Below are 15,983 nucleotides of genomic sequence, written 5' to 3' on the forward strand. Positions count from 1 at the left end.
GTGGTAATGGCGAAGTCGAAGCCGACAGAACACGCCCCCGACGACACGCCCGCGTACACCGTGGTCGCGCGCCGGTACCGGCCGCAACAGTTCTCCGAACTGATCGGGCAGGAGCACGTCGCCGGCGCCCTCGTGAACGCGCTGAAGTCGGGCCGGGTCGCTCACGCGTACCTCTTCACCGGGGCGCGCGGCGTCGGCAAGACCAGCGCCGCGCGTATTCTGGCCAAAGCCCTGAACTGCTTGAAGACCGATAAGGCCACGCCAACCCCTTGCGACGAGTGCGACAGTTGCCGCGCCGTCATGACCGGCGACGACGTGGACGTGCTCGAGATCGACGGCGCCAGCAACAACAAGGTCGAAGAGGTCCGCGACCTGCGCCAGAACGTCGGCTTCCGGCCCGCCCGGGGGCGGTACAAGATTTACATCATCGACGAAGTCCACATGCTCTCCACGTCGGCGTTCAACGCGCTGCTCAAAACGCTGGAGGAGCCGCCCGAACACGTCAAGTTCATCCTCGCGACCACCGAGGTGCAGAAGATCCCGATCACGATCCTGTCTCGGTGCCAGCGGTTCGATTTCGCACACGTCGGCCCCGGCAAGATCTTCGAGCAGCTCAAGCGAATCGTGGAGCGGGAAGGGCACCAGGCCGATGACGACGCCCTGCGGCTCGTCGCGCGCCGGGCCGCCGGCTCGATGCGCGACTCGCAGTCGCTGCTCGATCAGCTCCTCGCCTCGTCGAGCGGAACGCTGACCGCGGGGCAGGTGACCGCGGTGCTCGGCACCGCCGGCGACGATCGCGTGATCGAACTGGCCAAGGCGATCCTGGCCAACGACCCGAAAACGGCCCTCGACCGTATCGCGGAATGGGTCGAACGCGGCTTGCAGATCGGGGAACTGATCGACCAGGTGGTGGAATACTGGCGGGCGCTGATGCTGGTGAGCTGCGGCGGCCCCGACGTGCGTGAGCTGCCCGTTTCCCCCAACCAGCACGAGGCGATTCGTACTCAAGCGAAGGCGGTTTCGCTCGATACTGTCCTTGCGGGTCTGGAAATCCTCACGGCGACAAAAGCTCGAATGCGAGGCACCCCGCACGTCCAGGTGCTGCTCGAAATGGCGGTGGTGCGGCTGTGTCGTCTCCCCGATTTGCGCTCGCTCTCGCAACTGGTGCAAGCCGTTTCGCAACCGGGGGTACAGTTCGTTGCAAGTGCCGCTTCCAACGGCAATCCTCCGCCGGCACGCCCGCAGCCCACACCCGCCGCGCCACTGGCGAGCGAGGCGGCAAAAAAAAACGGGACACCGGCGACGGCGGGGCGCCCGAGTGAAAACGGCTCTAGTTCTGTCCCTGCCGAAGTTACAGCGACGCCGCTGAGCGATGCGACCGTTCAGACCGTTTGGGATCGTTTCTTCCGCTACGCAACCGAGAAGTATCCTATCCTGTCTCAGCACTTGAGATATGCAAGTTCATATGCAATTTTTGGGCCAAATGCCCTGGCGGTCCGTTTTCCGACAAGCTATGCTAATGCCAAGAAGGAATGCGAGGGCGAAGCGAGCCTCGCGCGGTTTCAGGACGCTCTGAAACGGGTCACCGGGCAACCGGTCTCGATCCGGTTCGAACTCGATCGCAGTCCGAACGCTCAGCCGCTCGCCGGACCGCAGTCGGCCGCCGTTGCCGCGCCAACCGAACGTAAACGCTCGCTCGGATCGCTCCCGATGTTCAAGAAGGCGCACGAAGTGTTCGGCGCCCAGATCTGGCACGTGGACGACGACTTCAACCCGGCGGCGGTCCACAAGCCCGCCGCCCCGAAGATCGACGACGACGAAGAAGAAGAGACCGCCACCGAAGAGGTCTGACCATGTTTAAGGGACTCGGCGCGATGATGAGCCTCCTGGGCAACCAGGGGAAGATTCAGGAAGAGGTTCAGAAGTTCCAAACCCAGGTGGGCCAGATCACCGCGGAAGCGTCGTCGGGCGCCGGGTACGTCACCGTGAAGGTGAACGGCAAGATGGAGGTGCTGAGCGTCCGCATCTCCGAAGAGGCGATGAAGCTCAACGACCGCGAGATGCTCGAAGATCTGATCTCCGCCGCGACCAACCAGGCGCTCACGAAAGTACGCCAGCAGTTGGCCGAGGAGAGCGCAAAGATGGCGGCCAACATCGGGCTGCCGCCCGGGATGCTCGGCGGCGGGTTCCCCGGGCTCGGCGGGTGAGTTCGGTCCCGCCCCTTGCGGAGGTCCACTCATGCTCACGTTCGTGGTCACGCTGCGCGGCGGCCGCCGGTACACGATCCGGGCCGCGGAGATGCGGTTCGGGTACGACGGCGCGTTGGAACTGCTCGGGTTCGCGCCGCCCACCGACGCCGAGCCGTTTCCCGGCAAACAGGCGGTGGCACTCTTCTCCGCGGGCGAAGTGGAGTCGGTCGTTGCCCGCGAGTTCCTCGTCTCCGAGGAGCCCAGCGAGCCGAAGCCGTGCGTGGTGCAGCCGAACAGTGACCCGATTCCGTTCTGAGGGCGTACCCGCCGCCCGCGACCGTCGCGGGCGGATGGGCGAGCGAGGGTGTGTTCGTGCCTGAGCCTGTCGGGGTCATAGCCGGGCTGCTGGAGGAGCTGACCAAGCTCCCCGGTGTCGGTCCGAAGAGTGCCGAGCGCATCGCGCACTTCCTGCTCGCGGGCGACCGCCGACACGCGGTCGAACTCGCCGACGCGCTCCGAGCCGTCGCGGACCGGGTTCGGCCGTGCAAAGAGTGCTTTAATCTGACCGACGGAGAACTGTGCCCGATTTGTAGCGACCCGAAGCGCGACGGCGGGTTATTGTGTGTGGTGGAGACCCCGCGCGATGTCAACTCGTTCGAGCGGGCGGGCAACTTTCGCGGGCTGTATCACGTGCTCGGCGGGCGGCTCGCCCCGCTCGACGGCATGGGACCGGACCGGCTCACGTTCACCGCACTGGTGGAGCGGGTCCGCCGGGGCGGGGTCCGTGAGGTGATCCTCGCAACCAGTCCGACACTCGAAGGGGACGGCACCGCACTGCTCGCGTCCACGGTACTTGCTCAGACTGGTGTGCAGGTGACGCGATTGGCGCGCGGTTTGCCCAGTGGTAGCTCTCTGGAACTCGCGAACGCACAGATGCTTGCCGAAGCACTCGACGGGCGACGCAACTTCTGAGTGCGAAGCCGTCGGGACAGTCGGAGTTGATTGCGACCGGTTGAAATTACGGCACGCCGATTGGTGCCTCAGCGTGCGACCCGCACGCTCAAGATGAGAGGGAGCCGATGAGCGGTATTCGACTTGGAATAAACCTGGTCCAGCGCCCGGACTTGCGCCAGGTACTGGCTCCGCGCATGATCCAGTCGATGGAAATCCTTCAACTGTCGATTACGGATTTACAAGCCAAGATCGACGACGCCCTCCAAGAGAACCCGTTTCTGGAGCTGAAGGAAAAGCTGGGCGAGACGGACGAGCCGCCGACCGACTTCAACCCCGACGCGCCGCTGAAGCACGACGAGACCGGCGACCTCGAGTTCAACCGGCTCGAAGAGCTGAACCGCGACTGGGACGACCACTTCAACGAGGAGCACCGCGGCAGCCGCGCGTCGCTCGAAGAAGAGGGAGACCGTAAGCTCGAAGCGATGGCCAACATGCCGGACCGGCCGCCGTCGCTTCAGGACTACCTCGCGGACCAGATCGGCGAACTCGACATTGAGGAGGACGACCGCCGGCTCGCGCGACACATTTGCAGCTTCGTGGACCGCACGGGCTACCTGGGCGCCCGCGAGCGGGCGAACGAGAACGACGACAAGGACACGTTCCGCACCGTCACGCTCGAAGAGATCGCGGCGCTGTACGACCGGCTCGTGACGCCCGAAGACGTGGAAGACGTACTGGTCCACGTGGTTCAGAGGCTGGAGCCCGCGGGCGTTGCGGCCCGCGACCTCAAAGAGTGTCTACTGCTCCAGGTGCCGCACGACGCGCCCCACGCCGACGCGCTGCGCACCCTCATCCGCGACCACTTGGAAGATGTCGCGTACAACCGCATCCCGGTGATTCAAAAAGCGACCCGGCTCGAGATCGCGGCCATTCAGGAGGCGATCGAGGAGATTCACCACCTCGATCCCAAGCCGGGCCTGAAGTTCTCGGACTCGGGCACGCAGTACGTCATGCCGGACGTGGTGGTGGAGCGCGCGGACGACAACGATTACACGGTCCGGCTGACGGACGAGTGGGTGCCGCGCATCCGCGTCAGCAAGCGCGTCGTGGACATGTGCAAGCGCCAAGACCTCGACGACAAGGTGAAAGACAAGCTCCGCCAGAAGCTCCAGCAGGCCGACTGGCTGGTGAAGGCCGTCGAGCAGCGCCGCAACACGCTGATGAAGGTGACGAAGGCGATCATCGACCACCAGCGGGCGTTTTTGGACTTCGGGCCGGAGCACATTCAGCCGCTCAAGATGCAGCAGATCGCCGACCAGGTGAAGGTTCACGTGACGACCGTGAGCCGGGCGGTGGACGACAAGTGGGTGCAGACCCCGCGCGGCGTGTTCCCGCTAAAGCGGTTCTTCGGGGGCGGGAAGGCGAAGGACGAGAACGATGTCAACAGCGAAGTCGTCGCCTACGAAGTGATGAAGCAGAAGCTGCTGGAACTCGTCTCCAACGAGGACAAGGCGAACCCGCTGTCGGACGAGGAACTGGTCGCGCGCCTCAAGGCCGGTGGGTGCCCGGTGGCACGGCGGACGGTGACCAAGTACCGCAAGATGCTGAAGATCCCGAGCAGCCGGCAGCGCAAGGACTGGTCGCTCTCTGGAACTCCGTGAGTCGGCACCCGCCTTCGAGGCGGTGTTGGCGGTTCGGTTTCAATGGGAGAACGACTCCGGGCACCGGTCGCCCCGCGGATGAGTTCCGGTTGATCCTTCGCAACGACCCGACTACAGTCCCTCGCGGTCGCTCCGCGAGGGCTTTCGTTTGACGGCATCTGTGGAAACGCTGCACTCGACTGAGTCGTTTTGGAGCGGCTGCCGGGCGTGTGTGCTTGGCGGGAACGGGTTCCTCGGTCGGCACATCGTGGCGGCGCTGCTCGCGCGTGGGGCGCGGGTCCGCACGCTGTCACTTCCGGGGCCGCCGGACGATTCCCATCCCGAACTCGAAACGCGTACTGGTGATGTCACCGACCGCGCCGCCGTTCGCGATGCGATGGCGGGTGCCCGCGTGGTGTTCCTGGCCGCCGGGCCGGTCGGCGGGGGCCGGCACGCGGCCGGCGTAATGAACGCGCACACCGCCGCAGTTGACTGCGTTCTTGACGAACTGCCGACGAACGCACGGTTGGTACTCACCTCAAGTGTTGTCGCAGTTGGTGCCGGACACGGTGCCGTGCTGACCGAAGACAGTGTGTTCCCCAATAGTAATTTGAAGGTTGGTTACGTCCGAGCGAAGCGCGCGGCCGAGGACCGGGCGTTGGCCGCGGCGCGCCGGCGAGACCTCGTGGTGGTCAACCCCGGCTACCTGTTCGGTCCCAACGACCCCGGGCCGTCGGTCATGGGGCGACTGTGCGTGCGGTTCTGGCGCGGCAACTTGCTGCTCCCGCCCCCCGGCGGGATCAATGTTGTAGACGTGCGCGACGTGGCTGTCGGGCATTTGCTCGCCGCCGAGCACGGGGCTGCCGGCCGGCGGTACATTTTGGGTGGTGCGAACGTGACGTTCGCCGAGCTGTTCGCCGGACTGGCACGCGCCGCCGGGTTGCGGCGCGCGGTCCTGCCGGGTTTCCGCCCGGCGTTGCCGGGGCCGGCGCTGTGGCTCCTCGGCGCGCTGGGAGAGTTGGGCGCGCGGGTCACCGGGAAGCCCTCGGACGTGTCGCTCGAACTGGCCCGGCTCTTCCGCCTCAAGTGGTTCGCGAGTTCCGCGCGCGCGGAGGCCGAACTGGGGTTCCGCGTCCGTCCGCTGGCGGACACGCTGGCCGATGCGTTCGCGTGGCACGCGGGGCGCACCCGCGTCGCGCCCCGCGGGCTGAACCGGCTGTGGCTCCGCACGGACCGGTCGGCAGTACCCCGCGGGCCGGATGTTGCGGTATAATTCGGTCACCATGACACGCGCCGAACTCGCCTCCGACGAAGCCGCGATCCGCCTCGGCGGCGGCGCCAAAGCCATCGACCGGCAGCACGAGAAAGGGCGGCTGACCGCCCGCGAGCGAATCGCGAAGCTGCTCGATCCGGGGACCGAACTCTTCGAACTGGGCCTCTGGGCCGGGTGGGGCCTGTACGCCGAGTACGGCGGCGCGCCGGCCGCCGGAGTGGTTACGGGCCTCGGCACCGTGGCCGGGCGCAGGGTCATGGTGATTGCGAACGACGCCACGGTGAAGGCCGGCGCGTTCTTCCCGATGACGTGCAAAAAGGTGCTCCGCGCCCAGCGCATCGCCACCGAGAACCGGCTCCCGCTCGTGTACCTGGTGGACTCCGCGGGCGTATTCTTGCCCCTCCAGGACGAGGTGTTCCCCGACGAGGACGACTTCGGGCGCATCTTCCGTAACAACGCCGTGATCTCCGGCGCGGGCATCCCGCAGTTCGCCGCGATCATGGGTAACTGCGTCGCGGGCGGCGGCTACCTGCCGGTCCTGTGCGACGTGCTGCTCATGACCGAGGGGAGCGGCCTGTACCTCGCCGGGCCGGCGCTCGTGAGAGCCGCGATCGGCCAGGTCGTCGATTCCGAAGCGCTCGGCGGCGCGAAGATGCACGCCGCCGTCAGCGGGACGATCGATTACCGCGAACCCAACGACCCCGCCTGCCTCGAACGGCTGCGCCGACTGATCGGCGCGCTTCCGCCCGACAAGACATCTCATTCCGTAAGCGCGGCACCCGGCGGCGAAGACCCGTGGGAGGCGTTTACGAAGCCCGAGTACGACGTGCGCGGGCTGCTCGCTTTGCTCCTTGATGAGGCGACACCGTTTGATGAATACAAGGCGGAATACGGCCAGACGGTTGTGTGCGGCTGGGGCAAACTCGGCGGCCAAACGGTCGGCGTCGTCGCGAACCAGAAGACGCGGGTGAAGGCGGCGTCCGGCCCGGTGCAGTTCGGCGGGGTGCTCTACGTCGATTCGGCGGAAAAGGCGGCGCGGTTCGTGATGGACTGCAACCAGCTCCGCGTTCCGATTCTGTTCGTCCAGAACGTCAACGGGTTTATGGTGGGCCGGGAGTCCGAGGAGAGCGGGATCATCAAGGCCGGGGCGAAGCTGGTGAACGCGATCTCCAACAGCGTGGTGCCCAAACTCACGCTGATCACCGGCGGCAGCTACGGGGCCGGGAACTACGCGCTGTGCGGCAAGGCGTTCGACCCGCGGTTCATCTTCGCGTGGCCGAACGCGCAGTACGCGGTGATGGGCGGGAACCAGGCTGCGAGCACGCTGCTCGACGTTCAGGTTCAGGCGCTGAAGCGCGCCGGGAAAGAGCCCGACGCCGCGGAACTGGCCGCCCTGCGCGATCGCGTGAAGGCCGACTACGACAAGCAAACCGATATCCGGTATGCCGCCGCACGCCTTTGGGTCGACGCAATTGTGCGCCCCGAGGGCACCCGGGACGCGCTGCTGACGGCGTTAGCCGTCGTGACGCGCTACGACGACGGGCGGCCGTTCCAGACCGGTGTGTTTCAGGTGTGACCGCCACGAATGCGGAGCCAGAACAGATACCGGACGCCTGTTCTGGTCCCGCGCTCCGAAGAGCCCTCACTCGTCGTACTTGAGCAGGAACTTCGGGTTGATCGCCTTGAAGCTGAGACGCCCGAGGTAGTCGTCCTGGACTTCGCTCAGCGGTCGCAACACGATCCCCTCGCGCTGTATCTTCGGGTTCAGGGTGCTCGTGCCCTCAGAAAGCGCGACAAGCTCGTCGACCCCGTGGTCGAGTACAAGCGTGCCGAGCGCCGGGACCGGTTCCAGCCCCAGTTCCGCCACCGCTGTGAGCATGTCCGAGCGGTCGAGGTACCGGTAGGTGCTCACGTCGAACACGTTAAACACCTTCAACGCCAGTTCCTTCAGCCCGTACTTGTTCTGCTGGACCCCCGGACCGATGACCTCGCCTTGCACCGCCACGTCGTGCCCGCGGGCGGCGGCGAACGTGCGGAGCCGCTCTTCGAGCCCCAAGGCTTTCGCCACACGGACGAGCGTGGCGGTGTCGTCGGTGGTGTCGAGCAGCAGGTTCCGGCTGCACACCCCAAATTCCCCCGCGCGGACGAACGCCGTGAACGACGTGCCGTCCAGCTTCTCAGTGAGGTAGAACTCCACCCCCTGGTAACGCGCGAGGGTCTTTTCGAGCACCTGCACGCGGGTCTCGTCGGTCTTGGGTAGGAACCCTGGGAAGTTGCCCTTACTGCGACCCGCGGAGCCGGTTTGCGGCGGCTCCCACTTGCGCACCCCCAGCGCCTCGGTGACGTCGGCACCCTCGCCGTCCGGTGTGCCGGTGGGCAGTACGCTCAAGGGAAAGCAGATTCCCTGCGACACCTGCCCGCGGAGCCGGACCGTCTTGATGCGGAACCCGGCGTGCTGGAGAACCGTTCCGGTGCCGTCGACGATCGCGGGCTTGTAGCTGCTCGGGCGCAAGAACTCGAAGTCCGGAACCTCCGGCAGGAGGGAGTCAATTTCGCAGTACACCACACGGTCGCCGGGCCGGAATTCGCCTTTTTTGACGACCACCCACCAGCCCAGGACGCGGATCTTCTCGATCGCGTCGGCTCCGGGAATGGGTTCCGCGGTGGTGACGGTTTGAACAGTAGCGAGCGTGCGCATGTGGGCTCCTTCGGCCGGCTGGGGCTTCCGGTACGGAGGTGCGGGGGCCGCGCCGGGTTCGCGACGCCGTGGTTGGAGCGGTATCGGGGGCGCCGCCTCCTATCTCTTGCCGCACGAGTTGACAGCGTGCCGCAGGTGACTAATAATCGCGACTCCTCTCCGCGCCACTCTGAGGTCGCGAGCATGTCACGTTTTGGTTTGCTGTTAGTGCTCACTCTGTTGGTCGTGGGGTGCGGTCAAAAGCCCAAGTCCAATCCGCCCCCGCCGCCGCTGCAGGACAGCGGGGCCGACATGGCGCCGGGGGCGATGCGCAAGGGCGAGGAAAAGGGCGAGGGGCGCGGGCACCCGCACCGGCTCATGGCCGGAACGTGGCGGGCGGTCCGCGACCACGTTACCGTCTCGGTCGAAGCGATGCCTAAGCTCGATGACGACGACGACTTCTTCATGGTTGCCGTATACGTCCAGAATCGCAGCCCGAACGCGGCGGTCCAGTTCACCAACTGGAAGGACCCGGGGCAGGTCACGCTCAAGGACGCAACGGGCAAGCGGTACCCCCTCGTTCCCATCTCCGCACTTGTCGAGAAGAGTCTGCGCGAGACTAAGACAGAATCGGCGCCTGAGTACGGTGCCGGGCCGGTGCTCCCGGACCAAGCGCGCATGACGTTCCTCAAGTTCGACCGTGCCGTACAGTCCGCCGAGTACCTGGACCTGGACCTGGACGGGGCGCCGGTCGGGTTTCAGGAACCGATCCTGTTTCGCATTCCCAAGGAGGTGCTCGGCGCACGCACCCCGGCCCAGGAGAAAGCGGTCAAGGACGAGCTGGCGAAAGTTCAGGGCAAATGGCGACTCGTCAGCATTGAGCGCGACGGCAAGCGGCCCCAGCCGCCGGCCGGTGTGGAGGCGTTTGTGACGGTGAAAGGGGATCAGTGGACGCTGACGGTTACCAATGAAAAAGGGCGCAGTGAATGTACCATCCGCATGGATCCGGCGACCAATCCGGGCACGTTCGATCTCATCCGAACGATTAAACTCGAAAACGGTGAGCCGTTTAAAATAGTCGAAAAAGGTATTTACAAACTCGAAGGGGGCACACTAACGGTGTGCGCGAATCAGGGCGTCGAGCGTTACGACCCGACGAGACCGCGACCCACCAGCTTCCAATCCGGCGGCGGGAACAGCGTCCGCGTACTTCAGCGGGTCGATAAATAGAAACTGTTTGTTGTGATGACGATTTTAATTCAATATCGGTAGTGCGATCCAAATTGTGCCGCGGCTGGAGTGGGTCATCGTCTTTCGGATGAAGGCTTTGCCGCGGTTCGTGTGTGCATGGTGCGTTAGCGAATTGAAAGAGACCCATCTTCGGAATCGGCGGCGCCGTGGTCGGGAACCCGACCAGCATCGTATCCAATTGCACAACTCGTCACGACACAGCGAATCACGACAACCTGAAACAGGGAAGGGGAGCGCCGGCGCAAACGCGCGGCGCGCCCTCCTGGCCCGGAGGGCGTCTGCGGAGGGGTTCCGGTGAGCGACCGACGGGTGTTATCATGAGACGCGTTCAACCCGGAGTTGTTATGCGTTTCCGTTTTCTCGCGTCCGTCGCCCTCGCGCTGGCCGCGTCCTCTTGGGGCCGGGCGGCGGTGGTCGTGATCGGGAACTACACCGACAGCGAAATCACGTTCCGGTTGGCGGAACCGGGTGGGAAAGCGAAGCCACACAAGCTGCCCTCGAACCACGTGGTGCCGCTGTTCGTGACCGGCCCGGTCGATCTCAGCTACACCGCAAACGGCAAGGAAACGAAGCTGCGGCTCGACACGTACAACGCTTACGTGTTTCTCCCGGATGAAGCCACCGGTTTCAGGTTCGAGGGTCTGGAACTGCCCGGGGACCCGCTCGAACGCGACACCCGCATCGATCCGAACCCGGTGCCACGCGACCCGCCCGTCAAGGTTCCGGTGACGCTGCTCGTGGACGACGCTGAACAGCGTACCGAAAAAGTCTGGCAAGCCGAGCTGCGCAAGCGGTTCGACGAAGCCGCCGGCGTGCTGGAGAAGGGCGCCGGGGTGAAGTTCGTGCTGGACGGCTTCGACACCTGGAAGTCCGACCCCGATGCCAAAGATACAGCGGAACTGCTTGCAGGACTGGAAAAGGTCGTCCAACCGAAGGGCGGCGGATTGGTTGTCGGGTACACGAGTCGGAGGATCGACCCGATGACGGACCCCTCGTTCGGAGCCGGTCGCGGGCTGTCGGGGCGCCACATTCTCGTTCGCGAGTGGACGCCGAAGAGTGACGATGAGCGCACCGAGGTGCTGATTCACTTTCTGGCCAAGGCGCTCGGGGGTGTCGGGTCGCCGGACCCGGGCTCGGCACTGCGCCCGCAACTCGGCGACGGGTACGCCTTGCGCCAGGGCGCGGTGCTCCGGCTCGATCCGCTCAACGCGCTCCTGCTGAACTTGTGGGGCGAGGAGCGCCGGCGCGCGGCCGGGGTTACATTGGAAACGCTCTCGCCCGCGAACCGCGCCCGGTTAATGCGGGTGTATCAGGGACTGCTGAAGGCCGCTCCCGGTGATCCGCTCGTGATTGAGTACATCGAGACGCTCGAACGCCCGCGCAAGAACGAAGGCGGCGTCAGCGACCGCCCGCGTCCGGCGGTGGATGCGACCGCCCGCGCTGGGGTCGCGCGGGCCGTGATCCGGGCGGTTCGCGAGCGGGCGCGGGGGAACACCGGTTCCGATGCACTCAGAGGGGACGCACTCACCGCCGAGTATGTACGGGTTGCGGTCGAAGCCGCGCTCCGCTCGCCTGGGCCGGAAGTGGTTCCCGGGGTTCTACTCGGGTTGGGAATCGCTCTTGATGACGCTGGCGGGTTGCTCGACGACGCGCTGACGTCTGACGCCGCTCGCGGGCTCGAGACCGATGTGGAGCGCAAGGAGCGGGTGACCGCGCTGGGGAACCCGACGCTGGCCGGTCGGCGCGACCTGTGCCGGCGGTTCTTCCTGGGCGGCGCGGTGAATGCGCTGGCGCCGGAGCGCGCGGAGCGTGTTGCGGTTGGGCGGGCGGTGCTTGAGTTGCACGGCCCGGCGAATCTGTGCTTGCCGGCGCTCGCGGCCGAGTTCGCGGGCGGCGCCTTCGCGCAAGCGGCGTTCGCTGACGCGGACCTGCTGCACCGCGTCGCGAAATCGTTCACCGCGGCCGACTACTTGCCGCCAACGGCCGGTCTGCGCGACGGCCTTTCTGCTGCGAAGTTCGAGGAACTGTACGGGGGCATGTCCGACGGGCGGTTTCTCACGGTTCTGGCCGATATTCGTGCCCGGGTCCGCGAGCTTAAGCTGGACAGGTGAGTCACCGCGGACGTTGCCACACATGCCCCCGCGGGGGCCGCATCCGTTGACCCGAGCGCCGCTCCCGGCAACACTACGGCTCAACCCTCCCCGGTCAACGGAGCCCGTTACCATGACCGCGTCGCGCCGAATCGCGTTTCTCGCGCTGTGCTTTGCTCTTTACGCCGCCGAAAGTGGTTTGCGGGGTCAATCCCCGGCCGCGCCGGACGTGGTTGCGGCTCTCAAAACCCATACCGACACCGTCGAGGCCGTGGCCGTCAGCCCAGATGGGAAATTCATTGCGACGGCGAGCTTCGACAAAACCGTCAAGCTATGGGACGCAATCACGGGCAAAGAGCTCCGCACCTACGCGGGCGAGCAGGGGCACAAGGGGCAGGTGCTGTGCGTCGCGTTCAGCGCAAAAGGCGACCTGATCGCGACCGGTGGCGCGGACAACAGTGCCCGCGTCTGGGAGGTGCCGGTGAGCGTTCCGGTCAAGACGTACCCGCTGAACGCCAACCTTAACAGCGTTGCGGTCGCCACCGACGGAAAGACCGTTGCGCTCGCCGGGGCTGACGGTTTGGTGAAGGTGCTTCCGCTCGGCGAGGAGAAGGGGGCTGTTGAACTTAAGGGCACGGTCGGTCCGGTGGTCGGCCTCGGTCACCTCAACGCCGGGAACGTTTGGGCAACGGCCGGCGCGGATAAACAGATTCGGTTCTTCAACGGCGCCGACGGGAAGTTGCTCGCGAGCTACGGTGCCGGCACTGCGGAGCTAACCGGGTTCGCGGTGCGCCCGGACGGCGGCGCGGCGTTCTCGACGAGTGCCGACGGGCTGCTACGGTTCTGGCAGACGCCGGCGGTACCGGCCCGGACGTTCCCGGCGCTGAAAGCGGCCGTTACCGCGTTCCACGCGAGCGCCGACGGGACCACACTGCTGTACGCGACCGCGGACAAGATCGTGACGATCGGGTCGGTCGGAAACAATCAGGCGGCGGGTACGTGTACCGGCGCGAATGCGAACGTCGGGTGCGTTGCTCTTTCGGCCGACAAGACGGCTGTCGCTGCGGGCTGTGCCGACGGCACCGTGCTGGTGTGGGACCGGCAGGGGAAGCCAAAAGGCGAGGTGCTCGCTCACGCCGGCGGTGCCACCGCGACTGCGTTCCACCCGTCGCAGTCGGTCCTGTTCACGGCCGGCGCGGACGGGAAGGTGAAAGGTTGGAACCTCCCGCTCGACGCGAAGCTGGTGAAGGACAAGGATGGCAAGGAGCCGAGCCGCACCAAGTACGATTTCCCCGCACACAGCGGTAAGGTCACGGCCGCGCTACTGAACCCCGCAAACGGTCAACTGATCACGGCGGGAGCGGACAAACTGGTTCGCGTGTGGGATGTGACGAAACCCGAAAAGCCGGTGCGTGAAATCGGTCCGCTCGCCGCGCCCGCCGTTACGCTGGCGCTGTCACGCGACAGCCAGATGCTTGCGGTCGGGACCGGCAAGGACGTGCAGCTTCTCACACTCACGGACGGCAAGGAAGCTGGCAAGCTCACGCAAGCGGCGGATGTGCTGAGCCTCAGTTTCAACTCGGACAAAACGCGGTTGCTCATCGGGCGGGCGGACAACCTCGCGGTGCTGGTGGAGGTCGCCACCGGCCACGTGTACCAGTCGTTCCCGCACGCCGGAGCCGTACTCGGCGTGGCGGCGCAACCGTCGGCACCGACCGTGATCACCGCGAGTGCCGACAAGAGCGTGATGATATCGCCTGTTGCTTGCACGCGATTCATCAGCATTGGTAAGGAGAGGCCGAACGGCGTGGTCGTGTCGCCCGGGAGCGAACGGGTTCTGACCGTTGGGCCGGGTCCGGAGGTCATTGCGTGGAACCCGAACAACGGCACGAAGGAGCGGGCGTTCGGGACCGGAGGTGCCGCGACGGCCGCAGCCGTATCGAAAGACCTTCAGCGCGTTGCGGTCGGCGCGGCGGACGGTTCCGTCAGGATGTACACGGCAAGCGATGGCAAGCTGATCGGCGGCTTTTCTGCCGGCGCGTCTGTAGGCGCGCTGGCGTTTCAGCCCACCGCGCAACCGTCCGGCTCCGTGCTCGTGGGACTGGTGAAGGACAAAGAGAACTGCGCCGTGGCGTGGAACGTTGGGTTCACACCGGGCCAACCCCTCCCCGCTGAGTTCGGGCAGTCAATTCAAACGTTCCCTCATCCGGTTGCGGCTTCCGCGCTGGCCTTCACCTCGGACGGGCAGTTCTTGACGGCTGCGGCGGAGAAGCAGGCCCGTCGGTTCCGGATCGCGTCGAGCACCCCGGTGAAGACGTTTCAGCACCCGAATCTTGTGGATTGTGTCGCGTTCGATGACACCGGAAACGTCCTCGCCACCGGGGGGCACGACGGGGTGCTGCGGACTTTCGACCTGACCAAGAACGCTCAACTGAAGCAGATCAGCGCGCACGTCGTGACGACCCCGCAACAGGTGCAGAACCCGATTTACGCGGTGCAGTGGTCGCAGGACCACAAGCATCTCTTCACCGCGAGTTACGACAAAACCATCAAGCTGTGGGACGCCGCGAGTGGGAGCATGGTGCGCGAGTTCAAGGCCGCGCCCGATCCAATGCCGGATTCCAAGAAGGACGAGAAGGGGCCGCCTCCGAAGAAGGACGAGGGGCCGGTCGGGCACCGCGACCAGGTGTTCGCGGTCGCGCTCTCGAAGGACGGGAAGTGGCTGGCGTCGGCATCGAGTGACAAGAGCGTGAAGCTGTGGGACGTGGCGACCGCGAAGGTGGTGCGCGACTTCCCCAACCCCGGCCTCAAGCCGGTGTTCGCGGGCGAGGCGGCTCCGTCGCACCCGGGTTGGGTTCACGCGGTGCGCTTCACCCCAGACGGGAACCAACTGGTGACCGCAGGAGCAGCAACTCGCGGCAAGGCGTACCTGGCGGTGTGGAACGTGCTTGATGGGAAACTGGTGTTCGGCGCGGAACGCGATCTGGGTCCCATTCACACGATGGCGATGCTGCCCGACGGCACGAGAATCGTGATCGGGTACGCGGGCGCGCCGCGGACCAAGCTCGCCCCCGGCGCGCTGATCCTCACGTTCCCCGGGAAGTGACCGGCACGGAGCAGACATCGAGAGGATAAACGGAACGGGCTGGGGATCGATGGACGTGCGGCCCGATCCATTCTGCTCATCGCGAGCGCACTGGAAGCCGGACGGAGGAACGTGACCGTTACCCGCCGCGCATGAAAAAGCCGCCGGTGTGACCCGCGGCTTCCGTCGCTTCTAATCGAATTCTCGCCTCGAAGCACACGGCCGAGGCTGCTTGTAACGTTTGAGAACGAGCGGCGACCGCCGGGGAGCGGGTGACTTATCCCGTTCCCCGGCGGTCGCCGCTCGTCAAAACGCGCAGTGTAACCACGGGCGCCTGCTTAGCGGCGGCGACCGCCGAATCCGCCGCGCGAGTACCCACGGTAGTTGCCGAAACCGTTGCCACGGTAGTTGCCGAAGCTGTTGCTACGGTAGTACGAGGAACTGTTAAAGCCGCGGTACCCGTTGCCGAGCCCGCCATAGTAGCTCGGGTAGTAACTCCCGAAGTTACCGTACCCGCTCTGAACGATCCCGAAGTTTCCGGTGCTGTAACGGTACGGTGAGTACCCCGACGAGTAACCGAACGGGGAATAGCCGCTCGAGTACCCGCCGTAGTAGGGCGTGGAGCCGCTGGTGATGACGATCTGGGCTTGGGCCTTGGTCGGGGCGACGAACGCGAGCGCGGCGGCGGCCACCGCGAGGACAGCGAACTTACGCATGGTGATTCTCCGGGAGCGGGCGATTCGACAATAAGGTGAGTGTGCAGTAAACATGCCGAAATGGCGTTGGAAGAAACAGTTGCGCGACGTGTTAGCGCCTACTGGGAG

12 protein-coding genes are annotated in these 15,983 nt (G+C 65.8%); 10 read left to right on the plus strand and 2 right to left on the minus strand.

Going from position 1 to position 15,983, the window contains the following annotated elements; all coding sequences use genetic code 11:
* Positions 1-6: 6 nt before the first annotated feature.
* The 7 genes from dnaX to GobsT_RS16900 all read left to right on the plus strand — a co-directional run bounded on the left by dnaX (position 7) and on the right by GobsT_RS16900 (position 7,632).
* Entirely contained in the window at positions 7-1,851 is a 1,845-nt protein-coding gene (dnaX, locus tag GobsT_RS16870; RefSeq protein WP_010039885.1) for a DNA polymerase III subunit gamma/tau, read from the plus strand.
* Between the two features lie 2 nt (positions 1,852-1,853).
* Complete coding sequence (locus GobsT_RS16875) at positions 1,854-2,207, plus strand: YbaB/EbfC family nucleoid-associated protein (protein ID WP_010039888.1); 354 nt, start codon at positions 1,854-1,856, stop codon at positions 2,205-2,207.
* Positions 2,208-2,238: 31 nt separating this feature from the next.
* Complete coding sequence (locus GobsT_RS16880; RefSeq protein ID WP_010039890.1) at positions 2,239-2,505, plus strand: hypothetical protein; 267 nt, start codon at positions 2,239-2,241, stop codon at positions 2,503-2,505.
* Between the two features lie 50 nt (positions 2,506-2,555).
* Complete coding sequence (recR, locus tag GobsT_RS16885; protein WP_010039892.1) at positions 2,556-3,161, plus strand: recombination mediator RecR; 606 nt, start codon at positions 2,556-2,558, stop codon at positions 3,159-3,161.
* Positions 3,162-3,268: 107 nt separating this feature from the next.
* Positions 3,269-4,804, plus strand: coding sequence for an RNA polymerase factor sigma-54 (gene rpoN / locus GobsT_RS16890; protein WP_081471625.1), 1,536 nt, complete (start codon positions 3,269-3,271; stop codon positions 4,802-4,804).
* Between the two features lie 148 nt (positions 4,805-4,952).
* On the plus strand, positions 4,953-6,056 hold the full coding sequence (locus tag GobsT_RS16895; protein ID WP_081471626.1) for an NAD-dependent epimerase/dehydratase family protein: 1,104 nt from the start codon (positions 4,953-4,955) through the stop codon (positions 6,054-6,056).
* Positions 6,057-6,066: 10 nt separating this feature from the next.
* A complete protein-coding gene (locus tag GobsT_RS16900; protein ID WP_010039898.1) occupies positions 6,067-7,632 on the plus strand; it encodes an acyl-CoA carboxylase subunit beta in 1,566 nt (521 codons plus the stop codon).
* A gap of 66 nt (positions 7,633-7,698) precedes the next feature.
* Here the strand turns inward: GobsT_RS16900 and GobsT_RS16905 are convergent, their stop codons facing one another.
* Positions 7,699-8,754, minus strand: coding sequence for an RNA ligase (ATP) (locus tag GobsT_RS16905; protein ID WP_010039900.1), 1,056 nt, complete (start codon positions 8,752-8,754; stop codon positions 7,699-7,701).
* Between the two features lie 183 nt (positions 8,755-8,937).
* On the opposite strand from GobsT_RS16905, the gene GobsT_RS16910 reads away from it, so the two are divergent.
* The 3 genes from GobsT_RS16910 (at position 8,938) to GobsT_RS16915 (ending at position 15,180) form a co-directional block, all read left to right on the plus strand.
* A complete protein-coding gene (locus GobsT_RS16910) occupies positions 8,938-9,963 on the plus strand; it encodes a TIGR03067 domain-containing protein (RefSeq protein WP_081471627.1) in 1,026 nt (341 codons plus the stop codon).
* A gap of 365 nt (positions 9,964-10,328) precedes the next feature.
* The gene (locus tag GobsT_RS37830) at positions 10,329-12,095 is read left to right on the plus strand and encodes a hypothetical protein (protein WP_010039904.1); all 1,767 of its coding nucleotides are present in this window, start codon (positions 10,329-10,331) and stop codon (positions 12,093-12,095) included.
* 112 nt (positions 12,096-12,207) lie between these two features.
* A complete protein-coding gene (locus tag GobsT_RS16915; protein WP_010039906.1) occupies positions 12,208-15,180 on the plus strand; it encodes a WD40 repeat domain-containing protein in 2,973 nt (990 codons plus the stop codon).
* Positions 15,181-15,497: 317 nt separating this feature from the next.
* Here the strand turns inward: GobsT_RS16915 and GobsT_RS16920 are convergent, their stop codons facing one another.
* Complete coding sequence (locus GobsT_RS16920; protein WP_010041722.1) at positions 15,498-15,875, minus strand: hypothetical protein; 378 nt, start codon at positions 15,873-15,875, stop codon at positions 15,498-15,500.
* Positions 15,876-15,983 lie beyond the last annotated feature (108 nt).

Origin of the sequence: Gemmata obscuriglobus, from assembly GCF_008065095.1 — a bacterium.
GTDB classification, from domain to species: domain Bacteria; phylum Planctomycetota; class Planctomycetia; order Gemmatales; family Gemmataceae; genus Gemmata; species Gemmata obscuriglobus.